The 19,002-nt window shown below is 71.7% G+C and carries 25 protein-coding genes; 9 read left to right on the top strand and 16 right to left on the bottom strand.

Translation table 11 applies throughout. From position 1 onward, the window contains the following. The first annotated feature begins 15 nt into the window (after positions 1 to 15). Positions 16 to 2,091 (top strand): phosphocholine-specific phospholipase C, encoded by a 2,076-nt coding sequence (locus tag N8J89_RS06530; protein WP_283663451.1) that lies wholly within the window; start codon positions 16 to 18, stop codon positions 2,089 to 2,091. A 158-nt stretch (positions 2,092 to 2,249) separates the two neighbouring features. Here the strand turns inward: N8J89_RS06530 and N8J89_RS06535 are convergent, their stop codons facing one another. The 3 genes from N8J89_RS06535 to N8J89_RS06545 all read right to left on the bottom strand — a co-directional run bounded on the left by N8J89_RS06535 (position 2,250) and on the right by N8J89_RS06545 (position 4,483). Continuing rightward, positions 2,250 to 2,528 carry a DivIVA domain-containing protein gene (locus tag N8J89_RS06535; protein WP_283663452.1) on the bottom strand — a complete coding sequence of 93 codons (279 nt, stop codon included), beginning with the start codon at positions 2,526 to 2,528 and terminating at the stop codon, positions 2,250 to 2,252. Positions 2,529 to 2,597: 69 nt separating this feature from the next. Next, a complete protein-coding gene (locus N8J89_RS06540; protein ID WP_283663453.1) occupies positions 2,598 to 3,281 on the bottom strand; it encodes a TetR/AcrR family transcriptional regulator in 684 nt (227 codons plus the stop codon). Between the two features lie 2 nt (positions 3,282 to 3,283). Beyond that, the gene (locus N8J89_RS06545) at positions 3,284 to 4,483 is read right to left on the bottom strand and encodes a PucR family transcriptional regulator (protein ID WP_283666106.1); all 1,200 of its coding nucleotides are present in this window, start codon (positions 4,481 to 4,483) and stop codon (positions 3,284 to 3,286) included. 179 nt (positions 4,484 to 4,662) lie between these two features. Here N8J89_RS06545 and N8J89_RS06550 point away from each other — a divergent pair, with 179 nt between their 5' ends. Next, complete coding sequence (locus N8J89_RS06550) at positions 4,663 to 5,508, top strand: esterase/lipase family protein (protein ID WP_283663454.1); 846 nt, start codon at positions 4,663 to 4,665, stop codon at positions 5,506 to 5,508. 49 nt (positions 5,509 to 5,557) lie between these two features. Here the strand turns inward: N8J89_RS06550 and N8J89_RS06555 are convergent, their stop codons facing one another. The 4 genes from N8J89_RS06555 to N8J89_RS06570 form a co-directional block, all read right to left on the bottom strand. Next, positions 5,558 to 6,316, bottom strand: coding sequence for an alpha/beta fold hydrolase (locus tag N8J89_RS06555; RefSeq protein ID WP_283663455.1), 759 nt, complete (start codon positions 6,314 to 6,316; stop codon positions 5,558 to 5,560). Next, positions 6,313 to 6,801, bottom strand: a complete 489-nt coding sequence (locus N8J89_RS06560; RefSeq protein ID WP_283663456.1) for an acyl-CoA-like ligand-binding transcription factor — start codon at positions 6,799 to 6,801, stop codon at positions 6,313 to 6,315. Before N8J89_RS06560 ends, N8J89_RS06555 begins: the two co-directional genes overlap by 4 nt. Before the next feature lie 69 nt (positions 6,802 to 6,870). Next, positions 6,871 to 7,269 carry an SgcJ/EcaC family oxidoreductase gene (locus N8J89_RS06565; RefSeq protein WP_283663457.1) on the bottom strand — a complete coding sequence of 133 codons (399 nt, stop codon included), beginning with the start codon at positions 7,267 to 7,269 and terminating at the stop codon, positions 6,871 to 6,873. 137 nt (positions 7,270 to 7,406) lie between these two features. Further along, positions 7,407 to 8,063, bottom strand: a complete 657-nt coding sequence (locus N8J89_RS06570; RefSeq protein WP_283663458.1) for a helix-turn-helix transcriptional regulator — start codon at positions 8,061 to 8,063, stop codon at positions 7,407 to 7,409. A 142-nt stretch (positions 8,064 to 8,205) separates the two neighbouring features. On the opposite strand from N8J89_RS06570, the gene N8J89_RS06575 reads away from it, so the two are divergent. The 4 genes from N8J89_RS06575 (at position 8,206) to N8J89_RS41855 (ending at position 11,123) form a co-directional block, all read left to right on the top strand. Then, positions 8,206 to 9,567 (top strand): pyridoxal phosphate-dependent decarboxylase family protein, encoded by a 1,362-nt coding sequence (locus tag N8J89_RS06575; protein ID WP_283663459.1) that lies wholly within the window; start codon positions 8,206 to 8,208, stop codon positions 9,565 to 9,567. Further along, entirely contained in the window at positions 9,564 to 10,178 is a 615-nt protein-coding gene (locus N8J89_RS06580; RefSeq protein ID WP_283663460.1) for a hypothetical protein, read from the top strand. Before N8J89_RS06575 ends, N8J89_RS06580 begins: the two co-directional genes overlap by 4 nt. Next, the gene (locus N8J89_RS06585) at positions 10,175 to 10,768 is read left to right on the top strand and encodes a DUF6875 domain-containing protein (RefSeq protein WP_283663461.1); all 594 of its coding nucleotides are present in this window, start codon (positions 10,175 to 10,177) and stop codon (positions 10,766 to 10,768) included. Before N8J89_RS06580 ends, N8J89_RS06585 begins: the two co-directional genes overlap by 4 nt. Positions 10,769 to 10,862: 94 nt before the next feature. Next, positions 10,863 to 11,123 carry a hypothetical protein gene (locus tag N8J89_RS41855; RefSeq protein WP_502868475.1) on the top strand — a complete coding sequence of 87 codons (261 nt, stop codon included), beginning with the start codon at positions 10,863 to 10,865 and terminating at the stop codon, positions 11,121 to 11,123. Here N8J89_RS41855 and N8J89_RS06590 read toward each other — a convergent pair. The 8 genes from N8J89_RS06590 to N8J89_RS06625 form a co-directional block, all read right to left on the bottom strand. Next, entirely contained in the window at positions 11,066 to 11,809 is a 744-nt protein-coding gene (locus N8J89_RS06590) for a S1 family peptidase (protein WP_283663462.1), read from the bottom strand. The genes N8J89_RS41855 and N8J89_RS06590 overlap by 58 nt on opposite strands. A gap of 214 nt (positions 11,810 to 12,023) precedes the next feature. Continuing rightward, entirely contained in the window at positions 12,024 to 12,407 is a 384-nt protein-coding gene (locus N8J89_RS06595; protein ID WP_283663463.1) for a ribbon-helix-helix protein, CopG family, read from the bottom strand. Next, on the bottom strand, positions 12,404 to 12,721 hold the full coding sequence (locus N8J89_RS06600) for a hypothetical protein (RefSeq protein WP_283663464.1): 318 nt from the start codon (positions 12,719 to 12,721) through the stop codon (positions 12,404 to 12,406). Before N8J89_RS06600 ends, N8J89_RS06595 begins: the two co-directional genes overlap by 4 nt. A 39-nt stretch (positions 12,722 to 12,760) precedes the next feature. Beyond that, complete coding sequence (locus tag N8J89_RS06605) at positions 12,761 to 13,408, bottom strand: TetR/AcrR family transcriptional regulator (RefSeq protein ID WP_283663465.1); 648 nt, start codon at positions 13,406 to 13,408, stop codon at positions 12,761 to 12,763. Beyond that, positions 13,401 to 14,105, bottom strand: coding sequence for a DUF4166 domain-containing protein (locus tag N8J89_RS06610; RefSeq protein WP_283663466.1), 705 nt, complete (start codon positions 14,103 to 14,105; stop codon positions 13,401 to 13,403). The genes N8J89_RS06605 and N8J89_RS06610 overlap by 8 nt, the downstream gene beginning before the upstream one ends. Continuing rightward, on the bottom strand, positions 14,102 to 14,773 hold the full coding sequence (locus N8J89_RS06615; RefSeq protein ID WP_283663467.1) for an SRPBCC family protein: 672 nt from the start codon (positions 14,771 to 14,773) through the stop codon (positions 14,102 to 14,104). The genes N8J89_RS06610 and N8J89_RS06615 overlap by 4 nt, the downstream gene beginning before the upstream one ends. A gap of 74 nt (positions 14,774 to 14,847) precedes the next feature. Further along, a complete protein-coding gene (locus tag N8J89_RS06620) occupies positions 14,848 to 15,726 on the bottom strand; it encodes a hypothetical protein (RefSeq protein WP_283663468.1) in 879 nt (292 codons plus the stop codon). Positions 15,727 to 15,838: 112 nt separating this feature from the next. Then, on the bottom strand, positions 15,839 to 16,495 hold the full coding sequence (locus tag N8J89_RS06625) for a 4'-phosphopantetheinyl transferase family protein (protein WP_283663469.1): 657 nt from the start codon (positions 16,493 to 16,495) through the stop codon (positions 15,839 to 15,841). A gap of 74 nt (positions 16,496 to 16,569) precedes the next feature. On the opposite strand from N8J89_RS06625, the gene N8J89_RS06630 reads away from it, so the two are divergent. The 3 genes from N8J89_RS06630 to N8J89_RS06640 all read left to right on the top strand — a co-directional run bounded on the left by N8J89_RS06630 (position 16,570) and on the right by N8J89_RS06640 (position 18,536). Continuing rightward, the gene (locus N8J89_RS06630; RefSeq protein WP_283663470.1) at positions 16,570 to 17,118 is read left to right on the top strand and encodes an NADPH-dependent FMN reductase; all 549 of its coding nucleotides are present in this window, start codon (positions 16,570 to 16,572) and stop codon (positions 17,116 to 17,118) included. A 105-nt stretch (positions 17,119 to 17,223) separates the two neighbouring features. After that, positions 17,224 to 17,775, top strand: a complete 552-nt coding sequence (locus tag N8J89_RS06635) for a hypothetical protein (protein ID WP_283663471.1) — start codon at positions 17,224 to 17,226, stop codon at positions 17,773 to 17,775. Between the two features lie 5 nt (positions 17,776 to 17,780). Next, positions 17,781 to 18,536, top strand: a complete 756-nt coding sequence (locus N8J89_RS06640; RefSeq protein WP_283663472.1) for a MerR family transcriptional regulator — start codon at positions 17,781 to 17,783, stop codon at positions 18,534 to 18,536. Here the strand turns inward: N8J89_RS06640 and N8J89_RS06645 are convergent. Then, positions 18,487 to 19,002, bottom strand: a complete 516-nt coding sequence (locus N8J89_RS06645; protein WP_283663473.1) for a DUF2165 domain-containing protein — start codon at positions 19,000 to 19,002, stop codon at positions 18,487 to 18,489. The two genes, N8J89_RS06640 and N8J89_RS06645, sit on opposite strands and share 50 nt — an antisense overlap.

Below are 19,002 nucleotides of genomic sequence, written 5' to 3' on the forward strand. Positions count from 1 at the left end.
GGTGAAGTTGGCGGAATGACCGCTGTCTCCCGCCGCCGGGTGCTCGCCACCGGAGCCGCCACCCTCGGCGCCGCCGCACTCGGCTCGTTGCTGCCGCCGTCCCTGCACCGTGCGCTCGCCCTGCCCGCTCCCGCCGGGGGCCTGCGCGACCTGCGGCACGTGGTGGTGCTGATGCAGGAGAACCGGGCCTTCGACCACTACTACGGCACGCTGCGCGGGGTGCGCGGCTTCGGCGACCGCAATGCGCTCGAACTGCCCGGTGGCGGCTCGGTCTTCGCCCAGCCCAGGGCCGGTGGCGAGCCGGTGCCGCCGTTCTCGGTGCGGCAGGCGGCCAAGGACAGCCAGCGGCCAGGGGACGCGGTGCACTACATCGGCGACCTGGACCACGACTGGGACGGCGGGCACAAGGCCTGGGGCCAGGGCAGGCTGGACGGCTGGATCGGGGCGAAGTCCCCGGCCACCATGGCCTACTACGACCGCGCGGACATCCCGTTCCACTACGAGCTGGCCGACACCTTCACCCTGTGCGACGCCTACCACTGCTCGGTCTTCGGCGCGACCAACCCGAACCGGATGTACCTGATGAGCGGCACGGTCGGCTTCGAGCCGCCGCCGAACCAGCAGCGCCGCGCGGTGCGCAACTGGGCCTATGACGAGGACAAGCACGCCGGGTACGACTGGACCACCTACCCGGAACGCCTGCAGCAGGCCGGCCGCAGCTGGCAGGTCTACCAGGAGTGGGACAACTTCCAGGACAACGCGCTGGAGTTCTTCAGCCGCTTCAAGGCCATCGCGCGCAAGGCGCTGGCCCCGGCCGGTGACTTCAAGAGCCTGGACACCTTCTACGGCAAGGTCCGCAAGGCCGAACCCGTTGAGCGGCAACGACTGCTGGACCTGCTGGCCAAGGGCGTGGCCACGCTGACCGCCGAGGAGCGCGCGCTCTACGACCGCGGCCTGCACCGGGTGCCGACCGGTCAGCTGGCCGCCTCGCTGCGCGCCGACATCGCCGCGGGCCGGTTGCCGGAGGTGTCCTACCTGGTGCCCTCCGCGCTGGACTCCGAGCACCCCGGCGCGTCCTCGCCGGCGGCCAGCGCCGGGATCACCTACCAGGTGCTGGACGCGCTGGCCTCGGACCCGGAGGTGTGGCGGCACACCGCGTTGATCATCAACTACGACGAGAACGACGGCTACTTCGACCACGTGCCCCCGCCGGTCCCGCCGCCGGGCACCGCGGACGAGTTCGTGGACGGCCTGCCCATCGGCCTGGGCTTCCGGGTGCCGGCGACCATCGTGTCCCCGTGGACGGTCGGCGGCTACGTCAACTCCCAGGTCTTCGACCACACCTCGGTGCTGCGCTTCCTGGAGACCTGGCTCGGCGTCCGCGAACCCAACATCAGCACCTGGCGGCGCACCGTCACCGGCGACCTGACCTCGGTCTTCGACTTCCACGGCCGCCGGCCGGGCCGGGTGCCCACGCAGCCGGTCAAGACCCCGCCCGCGATCTCCCGCTGGCGGCCGGCGCCCCCGGCCAAGGGCGTGCTGCCCACCCCCGAACCGGGCACCCGCCCCGCGCGCCCGCTGCCCTACCAGCCGGACGCCACGGCCGCCCTGGACGCCACCGGCACCCACCTGCTGCTGCGCCTGACCAACTCCGGCCGGGCCAGCGCGCACCTGTCCCTGCACTCCTACGGCGGCGAGTTCCTCGCGCCCCGGCACTACGACGTGGCAGGCGCGAAAACCGACGCAGTCCCGCTCACCGGATCGTCCTACCGGTTGACCCTGTTGGGCCCCAACGGTTTCCGCCGCGAGTTCGGCGGTGACAAGAGCTCGGCCGCCGAGGTCACCAGCGAGGTCGCGGCCATCTCCCGCCTGCTCCGCCTGACCCTGCGCAACACCGGCGGCACCCCGCTCACCTTCGATCTGGACGGCCGCAAGATCCGCGTCGCGCCCTCGTCCAGCCGCACCGTGCACCACTCGGCAGCGGCCACCCGCGGCTGGTACGACCTCACCATCCGCGTCCAGGGCGACGGCGCCTTCCGCCGCCGCCTCTCCGGCCACATCGAAAACGGCCGCGACAGCTCCAGCGGCTGACCCCACCCCGCCGTGTTGGCCGATCTCGTACACCGTGTTGGCCGAAGTGGGACACCGTGTTGGCTGAACCGGTCGACCCGGCGTCCCACTTCGGCCAAGACACCGTCCGTATCGGCCAACACTGCGTACAAGTTCGGCCAACACTCGGGGCGGGGTTGTCAGCCTGCGGCTTCGTCGACGGCGCTGAGGGTGACTACGACCTGGTCTAGGAAGGCGTCCACCTCGTCGACGTTGTAGCCGCGGCGGCCCAGTGGCGGCTTGCTGAAGGTGACCTCGTCGACCTGGCGGGCGGTGACCGAGTCGGCGCCCCGCAGGGTGGCCTCGACGCGGTCCAGGAAGGCGTCGACCTCGCCTTCGTCGTAGCCGCGGCGGAGCAGCGTGGAGTTGCTGAACTCCACCTCGCGGATGTCCTTCGGGGTGAGTCCCCGCTCGTTCATGGCAGTCCTCCCCGGGTGGGTGACCGGGGCAGTATCACGCCGGTGGGGGGTGCGTGCGCCATGAGTGGGTCAGGCGTCACCCTTCGGGGTAGCCGCTGTCCCCGGAGTGAGTGTGACGCGGATCCCGGCGAGCACCACGTCCAGCTTGGCGCCGAACCACTCGTCCTGATCTTCGACCATGGCCTCGAAGGCGATCCGGCGCAGCTCCGCGTCGTCCGGGCCGGGGAAGGTCTCGCGCAGCTGCTCGGCCACCGCGTCCGCGCCCAGCCGCCGGGCGTCCACCGCGGTCACCGCCGACTCGTCCACCATGTCCACCACCACGTCGGCGGCCAGCATCGCGGCATCCGGCGCGAAACCCAGCACCACCAGGTGCCGGATGACGGGCAGGGTGCGGGCGGCGAAGGGGTCGGTGGGCGAGGCCAGGCCGGAGATGGCCTGGCGGATGCCCGGGTACTCGGTGAAGATCCGCCAGCGCACCCAGGCCTCGCCGCGCAGCAGCTCCTCCCAGTCCGGGCCCAGCAGCGGTTGCGGCGCGCGGTCGGCGACCCGTTCGATCGCGGCCCGCACCAGGTCGTCCCGGTCGGTGACGTGCCGGTACAGCGCGGCGTGCGTGGCGTTGAGCCGCTGCGCCACCGCGGTGACCGTGACCTCCTCGAAGCCGACCCCCAGCACCGCCTCGGCGATGAGGTCCCGGCTCAACCGGGGTGCGGGACCCGGCCTGCGTCGGCCGGATGTCGGCGGTGGAGTAGTCACGATCAAGAACCTACCCGCTCGGCGGTGCGGTCGGCCGGGGGCGACAACCGCAGCGCCTCCAACGCCAAATGCAGCTGGCTCAACGCTTTCGGGCTGGTCAGTGCCAGTCCGGTGAGCTCCTCCAGCCTGCGCAACCGATACCGGACCGTGTTGCGGTGGCAGTGCAGTTCTGCCGCCGCGGCACTGGTCGCGCCGTCGTGCGCCAGCCAGACCCGCAAGGTCTCCAGCACCAGCTCCCGGTCCCGCGCGGGCAGGTCGAGCACCGGGCCGAGCGCGGCCTGGGCCACCGCGCGGGCCGCCTCCGGCGCGCTGGCCAACAGGATCGGCACCGGGGCCTGGTCGTGCCGGAGCACCCCGGGACCGCTCGTGCCCACTGCCGCGCGGGCCAGCCCGGCGGCGTGCCGGGCGCCCGGGGTGGCCTCGACCTGGTGGTACTCCGCGCTCACCCCGACCCTGGCCCTGGTGTGCCCGGCCAGGTGCGCGCACAGCTGCTCCGGCGAGCCACTCGGCGGCAGCAGCACGATCCCGGCGTGGGCGTCGATCTCCTGCCGCCACACCGACACCGTGCCGCGCAGCCGCAGCCGCTCCTCGATCCTGGGCAGCGCGTGCGTGTCCGCGACCACCACCAGGAACCGCCCGGCCGCGGGCAGTCGCAGGTCGGCCGCGCAGTCCAGCAGCGAGCGGCCGGCCGCGGAGTTGCCCGCGAACAGCGCCTCCAGCAGCGCGGAGCGGACCTCGGTGTCGGTGCGTGCCCGGTCCTCGCTGGCCTGCCGGTGCCCCTCGGCGAGTGCGGCGGAGTAGGTGTCGATGAAGGTCCACAGCGTGGTCGCGGCGGCCAGCACCGCGCGCTGGTCGCCCAGGTCGGCGCCGGCCGCGCTGACGAAGGTCTCCCACATGAACTGCCCGCCGATGCGGTAGCTGCGCAGGGTCGCCTCCACCGGGAAGCCCTGCTCGGCGCGGCGGCGGCCGAGGCGGCGGGCCGCGTCCGTGCCGTTCCAGGACGGGCTGTCCACATCGCGCAGGCCCTGCGCCAGGTTGGCCTGGCACTCGGCCACCAGGTCGGCGAAGTTGACCAGCCGTTCGTCCTGGTAGACGGGCACCTCGGCGCGGACCCGGGTGGCCAGGGCGAAGGCCAGCTCGGGCACGCGGCCGGAGAGCTCCCTGGCCAGCCTGCGCACCGCGGCCGGGAAAGTCGGAGTCATCACCTGGGGGACCGCCCAACCTCGTCGTTGTGCGTGAGCACAACCGGGGCCGAGCCAAGGCTGTGCTCGCACCCATTCCACCACAGCGTGACCACGATCACGATTAGGCCGGGGCCACCCGTTGATGGAAGGGACACCTGGTGTCGATGAGGATGTTGCGTGCCCTGGTATTTGCCCTGGTGACAGCCTTGACCGCACTGGTGGTGGGCGCCGGGGCGGCATCCGCCGCGGTGCCGCCCACCGAGCCGGGCTCGCCGCCCGGCGCCAACGACTGGGCGTGCAAGCCGAGCAAGGCCCACCCCGAACCGGTGGTGCTCGCGCATGGCGCCAGCGCCAACATGACGCTCAACTGGTTCGCCCTGTCGCCGAAGCTGAAGGCACAGGGGCACTGCGTGTTCGCGCTGACCTACGGGGTGCCTGCCGGGACCCCGTTCCCGATCAACCAGATCGGCGGCCGGCTGCCCATGGAGCAGAGCGCCAAGGAGTTCGGCGCGTTCGTGGACCGGGTGCTCCAGCACACCGGCGCGCGCAAGGTCAACATCGTCGGGCACTCCGAGGGCAGCCTGATGCCCAACTACTACGTGAAGTTCCTCGGCGGCAAGGACAAGGTCAACCGCTACGTGGCGCTGACCCCGCTGTGGGACGGCAGCCAACTGCTTGCCCTGCCCAAGCTGCTGGAGTTCGCCCGCAAGCTCGGCCTCGGCCCGGTCATCGACGGCATCATGGGCCCGGTGTTCCCCTCCGCGCTGCAGTTCCTGCACGGCTCGGAGTTCCTGCGCAAGCTCAACCAGGACGGCGTCGCGGTGCCGGGGGTGACCTACACCAACGTGATGACCCGCTACGACGAGGCGGTGGTGCCTTACACCAGCGGGTACATGCACGCGTCCAACGCGACCAACTACGTGCTGCAGGACCTGTGCAAGTTCAACATCTCCGAGCACGTCCTGGTCGCGGTCGACCCGCTGGTGCACCAGCTGGTGGCCAACTCGCTGGACCCGGCCAACGCCAAGCCGATCCGCTGCTGACCTGACACCGCGGCCCACCGTCCACTGTGGACGGTGGGCCGCGGTGTGCTCAGGCCGCCAGGAACTCCCTGATCAGCTTGGCCACCTCGGCCGGGTGCTCCCGGACCATGGCGTGACTGCTGCCGATCCGCTCGACCTGCACGTTCCACACCTCGGCCAGCGTGGCCAGATCCCGGACCAGTCCCCGGCGGTACGCCTCGGTCAGCTCGGGGAACTGGTCCTGGGCGGGCAGGTTCTCGGTGGCCGCGACCACCAGCAGCGGTGAGCGGGCCGCCCGGCAGGCGGCGATGTGGTCCTCCTCCACGGCCGCCCTCAGCTCGTCGATGATCTCCGCCAGCGGCCCGGTGACCGCGGCCGCCTGCTCGTCGAACATCGCCCGCAGCCGGGTGAGTTCCTTCTCCCGCAAGGCGGGATCGAGGCCGGGGTAGTTCTCCGGCGCGGTCAGGTACCCGCGCAGGCCGTCCAGGTTGACCGCGCCGGGACAGCCCGGCCGGGCCGCCCAGCGGGTGGCGACCATGCCCCCCAGCGACATGCCTGCCACCGCCGGGCTGCCCAGGTCGAGTGCGGTGACCACCGCCTCGACGTCGGCCAGCGCGGCCGGCCAGCTCCACGGCCCCACCCCGGAGCCGCCGTGCCCGCGCAGGTCCATCAGCACCACCCGGTGGGTCCCGGTCAGCTCCGGCACCACCGGGTCCCAGTGCGCCATCGACCCGCCGAGCCCGTGCAGCAGCAGCACCGGCAGGCCGTCGCCGCCGTGGTCCCGCACCGCGATCGGCACCGGACCAGACTCGACCGTCAGCTCAATCATGTTGTCCCCCATGCGTTTCCGTCCTCTCTGGCGAGTAGCCGGGCGCGGACGGACTCGGTGCGTACGCCGCCGTCGGGGTGCCGGTCGAGCTTGTGCCGGTTGACCAGGTCGTGCACGCCCTGCCGGGTGACGCCGAGCATCGCCCCGGCCACCGAGTACGGGACCGCCTCGGTGGCCGGGTGCCCGATCCGGCGGGCCACCGCCTGGCCCAGCGGCGTCCGCCACCACTCCAGCGGCGGGTCGAACGGCTCATCGCCCGGGTACAGCGCGCCGATCACCCTGGCGGCCGCCTGCCGGGCCAGTTGTTCGTCCCGCCCGAGCAGCTGCGCCGCCTGGGTCTCCACCGCGGCGCGCAGGTAGGTGCGCGCGGTGGTCAGGGGATCGGCCGACTGGAGCAGGATCTCCAGCGGGTCGAGCAGCCGCTGCTCGCTCAGTCGCAGCAGTTGCCCGACCAGGGCGGTGTGCACGGTCGTCGGACTGGGCATCGAGTACCTCCGCTTGCTACTTGACGGCAAACGTAAAGTACTTGACGCCAGGCGTCAAGGAGCCTGCGGTCAGAAGACCTGCCGCCGGGTCACCTGGAAAGCGCTGATCAGCCACCTGTCCTCGGTGCGCACCACGACCGCGGTGGTCACCGAGTCGCGCTCCGGGGCCGGAGCGTCCTCCCCCGGCAGGGTGCTGCCGCCGGAGTTGACCACCACCGCGACGTCGGGACCGAGGAGCTTGACCGAGGGCGGCGCGGCCTCGGCCGACCCGCCGCCGAGCTTGACCCCCTTGAGCGGACCGGCGAACAGCTTGGCGTGCCCGGACTCCAGCTCCGCGCGGCCGCGGATGTGCATGCCGTGGAAGGTGACGTAGTCGACGTCCTCGGTGAACTGCGCGGCGTAGGCGGTGGCGTCGCCGTTGTTCCAGGCCTCGACCAGGCGCTGGAAGGTCTCGTTGATCTCGGGCATGCGGATGCTCCTCCTCGGCTGGTCCGCGTGGCGCCCCCGGCTATCCTGGGTTCGCGTTACCGGGCGCGAGAGCCGCCACGCGGTGCTTGCGATTCCACTTCTCGGCGCGGTGTTGGCGCACCGCGCCGAGAAGCGCGTCAGTCCACTTCGGACTGTGCGTCTGGTGGGCCGAACGGCGGCAGCTGACCCGGCTTCGCGCCCCGCGCATGCCAGTCGCGCCACCAGTCCGCGCCCTCGATGGTGTGCTGCTCGATGCCCTCGGCCACGCCGGACACCCAGCGGTGCTCGGCCTCGATCATGGCCACCCGGTACTCCAGCTCGATCCAGGCCAGCGCGGGCACGCCCTGCGCGCGCAGGGCGGCCATCACCGAGCGCAGCCCCTCGGCCTGTCCGGACAAGGTCTCCGCGCGCTGACCGAGCAGGCGCGCCGCCTCCTCTGGCGACAGGATGCCGAGCAGCGAGACCCCGGCCTCGAACCGCGGGTACTCCTTGTGCGGCACCGCGATCAGCTCGCGCAGCCAGTCGTTCAGCTCGGCCAGCCCGGCCTCGGTCAGCCGGTACCGGGTGCGTTCCGGGCGCCGTCCGTCCCGCTCGGCCTCGGCCGCCTCGATCAGCCCGTGCTTGGCCAGCGACTCGACCACCGTGTACAGCGTGCCCCAGTTGAGCTTGACGCTCTCGTCCTTGTGCCGTTCGCGCAGCGTGGTGGCCATCTCGTAGGGATGCATCTCGCGTTCCCAGAGCAGCGACAACAGGGCGAGGGCCAGCGGGTTCGAGCGGCGGTATGTGGCGGCCATCTTCGCTCCGTTCCGAGTACTCGTATCCGAGTATACGGGGACGGAGGTCCCGTGGCAACCAGGACTCCGCTCCCGCCCCGGTAGTGGCCGGTCCCCTGCTGGCGGGAGGTTCCACGTGGAGCCAGCGGCGAGGCTGGTTCTCGTGGATCTCCGACACTGGCTGGGCAGCGCGGTCGACCTGGTGGACAACTGGGCGGCGACCTTCGGCCCGGTCGCCCCGCACCCGGCGAACGCGGTCACCGACGCCGACTTCGGCCGCGCCTTCGCCGAGTTCGGCGACCGGATGCGGGCGAACTACCCGTTCGGCCACCCGCGCTACGCCGCGCAGATGGTCAAGCCGCCACACCCGGCCGCCGTGGTCGGCTACCTGGCCGCGATGCTGGTCAACCCGAACAACCACGCCCTGGACGGCGGCCCGGCGACCGCGCGGATGGAACGCGAGGTGGTCGCCGCGCTGGCCGGGATGTTCGGGCTGCCGGTCCACTTAGGACATCTCACCACCAGCGGCACCATCGCCAACCTGGAAGCGCTGTTCGTGGCGCGGGAAACCTACCCCGGCAAGCTCGTCCTGCACAGCGCGGAGGCGCACTACACGCATGGCCGGATGTGCCGGTTGCTCGGCGTGCCCAGCGAACCGGTGCCCACTGATGTTCTCGGCCGGATGGATCTGGTTGCCCTGGAACGGAAACTGCGCCGTGGCGACGTGGGCACCGTGGTGCTCACCCCCGGCACCACCGGACTGGGCGCGGTGGACCCCATCCACGAAGCCCTTGCGCTGAAAGAGAAGTACGGCGTGCGCATCCACGTGGACGCGGCCTACGGCGGCTTCTTCGCCCTGCTGGCCGGGGAGCTGGGCGTGCCCGCCGAGCCGTTCGCCGCGATCCGGCACTGCGACTCGGTGACCATCGACCCGCACAAGCACGGCCTCCAGCCCTACGGCTGCGGCGCGGTCCTCTTCGCCGACCCGGCGGTCGGCCGCTTCTACCGGCACGACTCGCCCTACACCTACTTCACCTCCGACGAGCTGCACCTGGGCGAGATCTCCCTGGAGTGCAGCCGGGCCGGGGCCGCCGCGGCCGCGCTGTGGCTGACGCTGAAGGTGTTGCCGCTGACCAGGGACGGCCTCGGCGAGGTGCTCGCGGCCGGGCGGCGGGCCACGCTGCACTGGGCCGAGCTGATCGAGAAGTCCGCGGAGCTGGTGCTCTACCAGCAGCCGGAACTGGACATCCTCACCTACTTCCCGCGCCGCGACACACTGTCCGAAGTGGACGGAGGGTCGGCGCGGGCGCTGGCCGAGGGCATGGCCGATGAGGCCGATCCGGTCTACCTCAGCACCCTGCGCGTCTCCGCCGCCGAGCTGGGCCGCCGCCACCCCGGCGTGCGCGCCGACGCCGCCGCGGCCCGGGTGCTGCGCAGCGTGCTGCTCAAACCCGAGGCGGAGCCGGCGATCGACCGGCTGCACCGGCGGGTCACCCAACTCGTCCGACAACGGGAGGACACATGATCACCCTGGACCGCCTGGTGCGCAAGGGCACCCCGGCCGACGTCCCGGCGCTGACCCGCCTGCTCGCCGAGTCCTTCGCCACCGACCCGCTGGTCGAGTGGATCTTCCCGGACCCCGTGCGGCGCAAGCAGTTGCTGCCGGGGATGTTCCGGGTGTTCCTGGACCTGTCCCTGGCCAGCCACGGCGTCTACACCACCGTGGACCTCGACTGCGCGCTGCTCACCCTGCCACCGGGCGCGACCGCGCTGAGCGAGTTCCAGCAACGCGAGCTGGACCGCCGGTTCACCGCCGCCCTCGGCCAGGACGCGGCCAGGCTGCGCACCATCAGCGCGCTCCAGGACGCCGCGCACCCGCAGCGGGAACCGCACTGCTACTTCAGCTTCGCCTGTGTGGCCCCCGACCTCCAGCACACCGGCCGCGGCAGGCTGCTCGCCCCGTACGTCATCGACCGCTGCGACCAGCTCGGCCTGCCCGTCTACCTGGAGGCCAGCTCACCCGGCGGCGAGGCGGCCGCCCGGCTGCTCGGCTTCACCGCGCACGGCCCGGACATCCGGCTGCCCGGCGGCCCCAGCCTGCGACCGATGTGGCGCGCGCCCAGGACAGTCCGATGACCCCCCGGCTCTGGACCGCGACCGAGGTCGAAGCCGGTCTGCCGCCACTGGCCGAGCGACCCCCGCTGGAGCGGGTCCTGCGCTGGGCCAAGGACTTCCTCATCCCCGGCCACCCCGACCTCGGCCGCAGCGGCCCGGTCTGCCCGTACACCCGCCCCGCGCTGCGCCGGGAGCTGTTCCACCTCGGCGTCGGCTCCGGCAACCTGCGCGAGTCGCTGACCGCGCTGCGCACCGGCTACACCGCAAAACTGTCCACAATGGACTCCGAAGACGCCGACCTGCTCACCTACCTGCTGGTGCTGCCGGATGCCGACCCCGGCCAGGTCGACGCGGTGCAGCGGGAGCTCAAGTCAGAGTTCGTCGCCGAGGGCCTGATGCTCGGCCAGTTCCACCCGCACTGCGCCGAACCCGGCCTGTGGAACCAGGACTTCCGCCCGCTGCGCTCACCGGTGCCGCTGCTGGCGATCCGGCGACTGCTGCCGGTGGACCTGCCGTTCCTGCTGGCCGACAACGGTCACCTGGACGCTTACCTGGCCAGGTTCGCCCCCGGCATCCCGGCCCGGCTGCGCGCCCAGCTCATCTCGCGCTGAACCGGTGGCGGCCACTTTTCCGTAGTCCGGTCCTGACCACGCAGGCACGACGAAGGAGAACGGCATGCCCCTGCACCGGTGAGGCCGCAGAGTCCTGCGCGGCCAGCAACGCAACCCGGACCCGCTCGCCGCCGCCCGCACCGCCAACCGCCAGGCCGTGGTCGAGCTGATCCAGCAGCGCCGCAGAACCGCGGGCTGCACCGGCGAGACTCCCGGCGGCGCCTCGGCTAGGACCAGTGGAAAGGAGTCCGGCCCGACTGCGCTCGCAGCCGGGCCGGACGGTCCACTAAGGACAGATCACACGGTTCCCGCGTACTGGCTGATCCAGCTGCGGAAGTACGGCACGTCCACGTAGATCGACGGGCCGGTGGCGCAGCGCGGGTCGCCGTTGCCGGAGCGGCTGGTCGCGCCGACCAGCTGCCAGGCCCCGCCGACCTGCTTGACCTGCGGGCCACCCGAGTCGCCGTAGCAGGCGCCCTGGTTGCCACCGGTGTTGTTGGTGCAGATCTCCGCGGCCGCGTTCATCCCGTTGGTGCAGCGGGTGTCCGCCACGATCGAGGTGTTCAGCTCCTTGAGGTAGGTCGCCGCGCCCGAGCCGTCCGCCCGGGTGGCGCCCCAGCCGATGATGCGGGTCGCGGTGCCCACCGGGCCGGAGGTGGAGGCCACCGGCACGGTCGCCTGGCTCACCGGGGAGGCCAGCTCCAGCAGGGCCAGGTCGATCGAGGGGTGCCGGACGACCCGCTTCACCGCGGCGGTGCTGCCGCCCTGGTTGCGGTACAGCGAGCCGACCCGCACCTGCCGCGGCGTGCTGTTGGTGCAGTGCTTGGCGGTCACCACCCAGGTGGGCTTGATCAGCGAGCCGCCACAGCCGGTGTCCAGCGACACCATGAACGAGTAGGTCTGGGTCGCGTTGCCGCCACCCACGATCAGCGGCGACACATCGTCGCTCGGAGCAGGGGCGGCCGAGGCGGAACCGGCGAGGCCACCGACGGCGGCAGCCGCGGCGACGAACAGGCTTATCGCGATACGACGGATCTTCATGAGAAAAGCGCTCCTTCCCGTCCGCGACACCCCGCGAAGCAGGGGAGAGCGGGGACCGTTAATCGGACGGTGGTGTTCGGGCTTCGCACAGAGCATCCGACACCGGTCCGCGCCAGGGGAAGAGCCGGAATTTCACACTCCGAGGAGTGAAACGGTTCCTACTTATGGCGGGGAGCCAAGCAAGCGTGGGTGACTCAGTATGTTCGATCGGCCATCAGGCGGACTCGTGATAGACCCGCCGGGCGATCTCCTCGACCTGTTCGACGGTGAGCACAGGAGTGGCGGGCGCCCGCAGCGCCTCGGTGAGCAGGCGGCGCACCAGCGCCGAAGTGGGAATGTGTTCGGCATCCGCCCGAGCCTTCAGCTCGGCCACCAGCGACGCGGGCACCCGCAGGGACAGCGCGGCCTGCTGGTTCTCCGCGACCTCCGCCGCGATGGCCTCGGCCTCTTCCGCCGCGACCTCCTCGCGCAGCCGTGCGTGCCGCGACCGCCGCTCGCGCTTGACCGGATCCGCCTCGGCCTCGGCGGCGTTTCGCTGGTCGGCGATTTCCTGCCGGATGGCGGCCAGGGCTTCATCCCGGGTGGTCTTGTCAGTCATGACCTGCCGTCCTCTCCCCGTCGATCGCCCAGGTACTCCCGCAGATCAGCCCCGCTGGTCTTCCACGCCGTGACGCCGGAGTGATCCTCGGGATCGATGATCACGGTCAGAACGAATCCCGCTGACAGCGAGTAGCCGACGATTCGGGTGTGACCACTTCGGCTTTTGGGATCGGGTTCACGGGTGATCCGGTGCGGATCGGCTGCTGCTTCCAGTGTCCAGGCGGGTTCGATGTCCGTGGCTCCCGGATAGCGAGGGGAGCGCTGGCGAATGTGCTCCGCGTCTTCATCATCCCACCACAGGCCGAGGATCACAACACACGTTGTCACACATCTGCACACACCTGCTGGCGGTCAGGCCTTGGTCACCCCGCGCAGCTTGGCCTTGAGCGCGCGCCGGGCCACCGGTCCCAGGTTGTCCACCACCTCGGCCAGCACCGCCAGTTGTTCCAGCGCGGCCAGCCCGTCCTCGGCCCCCTGCGGATCGGCCGCCGCCCACAGCTCCACGCCGATGAAGCTGGCCGCCACCGCGCGGGCCAGCCCGGCCGGGTCGGCCAGCTCGCCCACCGGGGAGGCGGCCAGGATGCGGCGCAGCACGAGCTCGATCTCGGCGACCCAGAGGTCCAGTGCGGTGCGGGTGGCCTCGGCCAGCTTCGGGTCGCCCTGGGCGCCTGCCAGCATCTGGGCCAGCACGGTGACGTTGCCCGCGGCCCGTTCCTCCTGTTGCAGGGCGCGGCCCAGGTTCAGCAGGGCGCGCAGGTCGGAGACGGTGGCGAAGCGGTCGCGGTAGGCATCGACCCTGGCCTTGGTGCTGGTGAGGCAGGCCGTGCCGAGCAGCTCGTCCACGCTGCCGAAGTGGTAGAAGATCAGCGCCTGGTTGACGCCCGCGGTGGTCGCGATGGACCGCGCCGAGACGCCGCTGATGCCGTGCGCGCGGATGGTGTCGATCGCGCCGTCCATCAGCCGCCTGCGGGTCTCCGCGGTGCGGGCGTCCTTACTCACGCAGCTCCTCCCGATAGGGCCGGACCGTCGCCGGCACCCGAGCCGCCGCGGTGTCCCAGTACCGGGCGGTGAAACTGCCGCGGTAACCGAACAGCGGACCGGCCCAGCTGCTGGCCACCCGCACCTCGATCCGGAACTCCCCGGCCTGCTCGTCATACCACTCGCGCACCTCGGCCCGCGCCAGCAGCGCCCGGGGCACCCGCAGGTCGAGCAGGCCCGCGCGCAGCCGCTGCTCGCCGCTGCGGATCACCAGCCCGCCCCTGCTGTCCACCGACAGGTCCAGGTCGACCGCGACGTGCTGGTGCGTGCCAAGGTAGTCGACCACGCATCCGCGCCGCGTGCTGTGCACCACGGTGGCGTCGAAGCGCCGCCGCAGGCCGCCGCCGAACTCGAAGGTGCGCACGAAGGTGACCGTGTCCCGGCCGAAGTCGTCCAGGTAGGCGTAGTTCTCGATCACGAACGGCACGTCCCTGCCGGTCTCCGGGAACAGGATGTTGCGGGCCGCGCCCAGGTGCAGGAACGGCACGGTGAACGCGGGGCCGCGCCAGATCTCCTCCATCACGCCCTCGCCGGCGCAGGCCACCCCGTCCGCGCTGCCGAAGCCGAACCGGCGCTGGAGCTGCGGGTGCAGGCGGTCGAAGTCCGCGCCCAGCGCCTTGCGGAAGATCGAGCCGGTCTTGGTCAGGGTGGTGGTCATGGCAGCTCCAGTCGGGCCAGGGTGGCTGGGGGAGTGGCGTCGCGGGCCGCGCGCCGGCAGCGCCGGGCGGCCGGGGTGCGGGCCGAGGGCGGCAGGAACAGCGCGAGGGCCGCGGTCGCGAGCGCGAGTGGCAGCGGGGTGAGCAGCAGGGCGGCGGTGGTCAGCAGCAGCCGGGCGGCGAGCTCGAACAGGGCGCGGCGCAACGAGGACTCCGGGCTGATGCCGTGTTCCAGCCACAGCCGCAGCCGGTCGAAGGACCAGGCGGTGGCCCAGCCCATCAGCGGCCGGAACACCAGGTCGGCCAGTGGTCCGAGCCCGCCCCAGCCGGGCCGGTAGTCATAGCCCGTGCAGAACCGGACGCCGTCCGGGCCCGGCCGGTAGCGCCAGTAGCCGGAGCCCGCGCGGATCAGCGACAGCGGGTGGTCGCAGGCAAAGCGCAGCGCCGAGGTGCTCGATCCGTCCGGGGTGTGCCGCTCGCCGACGCTGATGCCGACCCCGGCGATGCCGAAGGTCGCGTAGCGGAACCGCTGCGGCGCACCGTCTTCCTTCGGCAGGTACTCGATGCGGTGGAAGCGCAGGTCCCAGCGCTGGTGCTGGGCCGGGTCCTGGGTGCGAACCCACAGCTCCGCCGGGTCCGCCCTGATCGTGGTCTCGATGTAGAGCCGCATGTCACCACCGTTCTTGAGCGTCTGCTCAATTCAACGGGCGCAGCGTAACTCTTCTTGAGCGAGTGCTCAAGTAGCTAGCTGGTGATCCACCGGATGCCGTAGTTGCCGGCTTCCGGCTGCGGCACCACCAGGTGCGTGGTGTGGTACTGGCCGACCCACAGCTGTCGCACGGTCTCGGACTCGCCGTCCGGGCGCAGGTAGCCGAGGCAGTCGGCGGGCACCGCGGCCGGGTCGAAGTGCACCTGGAGCAGGTAGTCCCGCGCGCCCAGCGGCAGCCGCCGCTCGTGGTGGTCGACCGGCTTGCCACCGTGGAAGGCCAGCTCGTAGTCCAGCACCGCGGTCTCCTCCACCGCGAGCGGGCGCTCCAGCAGCAGCTCGGCCAGCAGCAGCCCGGCGGTGGGGTCGGTGCGGATCCGGCCGATCCGGCAGCCGCCGGCCGCGGTGAGCGCGGGCAGCGGCGATTCGCCGTGGTAGTAGACAAAAGCCCGGCCGACGCCGTCCCGCTTGGCCCGCACCACCTCGCGCACCCGCAGCAGCCGGTGCCGGAAGTCCGGGCCGAGGTGGTAGTTCTCCTGCACCATCAGGCGTTCCAGCCGCGGCGTGCGCATCCGGCGCTGCAACTGGGCCAGGTCGGTGCGTGGATCCGCCGGGTCCTCATCGGCCAGCAGCGCGCCGAGTGAACCGGGCGGCAGGCTGAGCACGCTCTCCAGGGCCGCGATCTCCGGCCGCTCGCCGTCCTCGGCAGGGAGGGCGTCGCTGCACCGCCAGTCACTGAGCGTGTTCGGATCCAGCCGGGCGCCGCGGGCGGAGAGCTCGCGCTGGATGTGTTCGAGGGTCAGTTCGCTGCGCTGGATGGCCAGGTCGAGCGCCCGGCCGAACGGTCCGTCGGCCAGGGCCCCGGCGAGCGGGTCCCGCGTGCTGCTGAAGTCCTTGTCCGAAAACGGATCCGTCATGCCTGCCCCTCCCTCCGGCGAGGGCGAGACTACCTGCTGAAAGGCAACCTTCTTGCCCTCTCGGAAACTCCAGCGGGACGTCACCGAGTACACGTTCAGTTAACAGATTTCGTCACAGATTTTGGCCATTCGATCGGGGGACGGCGATGGTCGTGACCACCAGCCCGTCGGCCACCAGCCAGCGCCCGGAAAAGCCCTCGACCGGACCGGGAACCAGCAGGTCAGCGCGGAAAGTGCCGCTGGAGGGGTGCACCGTGAGCCGGGCCTCCTCGAAGCCGAGCCAGCGCCGGGCGAGCGGGAACCACGCCTTGTAGACCGACTCCTTAGCACTGAACAACAACCGGTCCCAGTGAACTTCGGGGTCGGTGCGGGACAAGGTGTTGAGCCAGCTCCGCTCCTCGGCCAGCGAGACCGACTCCAGCACGCCCTCGGGCAGCGGGGCGTGCGGTTCGGCGTCGATCCCGATGGTCTGGACAACCGAGTCCTCGGCCACCGCGGCCGCCCGGTACCCATCACAGTGCGTCATGCTGCCGACGATGCCGGCAGGCCAGATCGGCGCCCCGCGCTCACCGCGCAGCAGCGGCGCGGGCGGCCGGCCCAGTTCGGCCAGCGCGCGCCGGGCGCAGTGCCGCACGGTGGTGAACTCGCGCCGCCGCTTCTCCACCGAGCGGCCCAGCAGCGCCTCCTCCTCGGCGAAGAGCACGGCTTCGGCCGGGTCGTCGAAGGCCTCGGACACCGCGATGTTGTTCGGCAGGATCTTCTCAAGCACCCGATCAAAATACCTGTGCCTGCGCGGAATCCGGTGCTTGACCTCAAGTTAGGTCGAGGTTGTTGGCTTGCCCCATGACCACTTCAGCCACTGGCACTGACCGACTCAAGATCGCCGTCATCATCAGCAGCACCAGGGAGGGCCGCCTCGGCCCCGCGGTGGCCCGCTGGTTCCTCGGCGAGGCGGCGACCAACCACGACGTCGACCTGGACCTGGTCGACGTGGCCGACGGGGTCGAGGGCTTCGCCGCCCGGATCGCCGGCGCGGACGCCTTCGTCATCGTGACCCCCGAGTACAACCACGGCTATCCGGCCCCGCTGAAGGAGGCGATCGACTCCTCCTACGCGGAATGGCGGGCAAAACCGGTGGCCTTCGTCTCCTACGGCGGCATGTCCGGCGGCCTGCGCGCGGTGGAGCAGCTGCGCCAGGTGCTGGCGGAGATGCACGCCACCACGATCAGGGACACCGTCAGCTTCCACTCCGTCTACGAGAAGTTCGACGCCAACGGCCCGCTGGCCGAGTTCGAGCACAGCGCGACCGCGGCCAAGGTGCTGCTGGACCAGCTGACCTGGTGGGGCATCGCACTGCGGGAAGCGCGCGCCAAGCGGCCGTACGCGGCCTGAGTGAGCGGTCCACAGGCTGCGGATGGGGGTCCGCAGCCCGTGTGACTTGACCCTGCCCCTGGGGCAGGCCCGCACGCTGTCCCCCAACGAGGAAGGGGGGACAGCGTGCGGGTGTTCGGAGCGCTGTGGCACCGGTTGCGCGGACGGCGGCTGGTGCCCGAGGGGGCGCGGACCATCGACTACGCGGGTGGGCTGGCCGCGCCGCTGCTGGTCATGGTGGCGGCGGCGGTGATCGAGATCGTGGCCGGTGAGCTGCTGGTGCCCTGGCTCTGGCTGCGGCTGGTGCTGCTGGCGATCGGAGCCTACGGCCTGCTGTGGGTGCTGGGCCTGCTCGCCGCCACCAGGGTCTACCCGCACGCGGTCGGGCCGGAGGAGCTGCGGCTGCGGTTCGCCTGCTTCACCGAGGTGGTGGTGCCGCTGACCAAGCTCGGCGCGGTGCGCAGGGAGTTCTGCGGCAGGCACGAGCGGATGATCGAGGTGGACGGCGGCACGCTGTCCTTCGCCTCGCTGGGCACCACCGGGGTGCTGGTCGAGCTGACCGAACCGCACGAGGTCGACCTCGGCAAGCGCGGCCGGCACCGGATCGAGCGGATCCGGCTGCACGCCGACGATCCGGCCGCCGCGGTGGCCGTGCTCAGCGGCGCCCGGCTACCGTGAGGATCGTGCTGACCATCGGGGAGGTGGCCCGGCTCGCGGGCACCACCGTGAAGGCCGTGCGGCACTACCACGCGCACGGCCTGCTCCCCGAACCCGGCCGCGACCACGCCGGCTACCGGCGTTACGGGGCAACGGCCCTGGTCCGGCTGCTGCGGATCCGGCGGCTGCGCGAACTGGGCCTGTCCGTGCCACGGATCCGCGAACTGCTCGGCGACGGCCCGGCCACCGTGCGCGCGGCCCTGGACGAGCTGGACCGGGAGCTGGCGCAGCGGCAGCGCGAGATCGAGGAGCAGCGCGGGAGGATCGCCGAACTGCGATCGTCCACAATGGACCTCGATCTGCCGGAGCCGGTGGCCGAGGTCTTCGACCGGCTGGAGCTCGACGGCCTGCCCGCCGACCTGCTGGAGCTGGAGAAGAGCGCGGTGCTGCTGCTGCACGCGCTCGCCCCCGAGCACGCCGGCGCGGTGGCCGGGTTCTGCCGGCAGGTGTGGCAGGAGCACCGCGAGCTGTCCCAGCGGATCGCCGACCGCCTCCAGGCCCTCGCCGACGCGCCTGCGGACGACCCCGGGATCGAGCCGCTGGTGGAGGACCTGGCCGCGCTGGTCCAGACGGGGGAGTGGGACGCGGTGACCGGCCAGGCGACCGAGCAGCACGGCCCCGCGCTGATGGCCGACTACCTGAGCGGGTTCTCCCCGGCCCAGCGCCGGGCGCTCACACTGCTGGCGGAACGGCTGCCCGCACCCGCCCCACTACCTGGGTGACGATCAGCACCAGCCCGCCGATGACCACGTTCTGCAGCGCGGCCTGCAACCCGTTCCACTGCTTGGACTGCCACATGCAGAACCACTCGCCGCCGATGGCGATGAACCCGCCGCCGAAGAGCAGCAGCTGCATGCTCAGCCCGAGGCTGCCGATCCGGCGCGCGACCTCCACATCGGCGCGCACCCAGCTGACCGTGGCGATGACCAGCACGACCGCGGTGGCCGCCTCCCAGGCGATGATCAGCAGGTAGGCGAGGTTCACCAGCGCGGGGCTGGTGATCGCCCGCCACATCGTGTTCGGCGACTTGAACGTGGTGTCCATGGCGAACACGTGCTGCACGAAGGCGTGGTTGGTGCCGAAGTCGGTGAGGTTGTTGAAGACCACCAGGGCCAGGTAGAGCGCGGTGACGCCGGTCAGCACCGCGCCCACGGTGCGCGGGCCGCCCAGTCCCATCAGGAGACGCAT

The organism is Crossiella sp. CA-258035 (genome assembly GCF_030064675.1).
Taxonomy (GTDB): Bacteria; Actinomycetota; Actinomycetes; order Mycobacteriales; family Pseudonocardiaceae; genus Crossiella.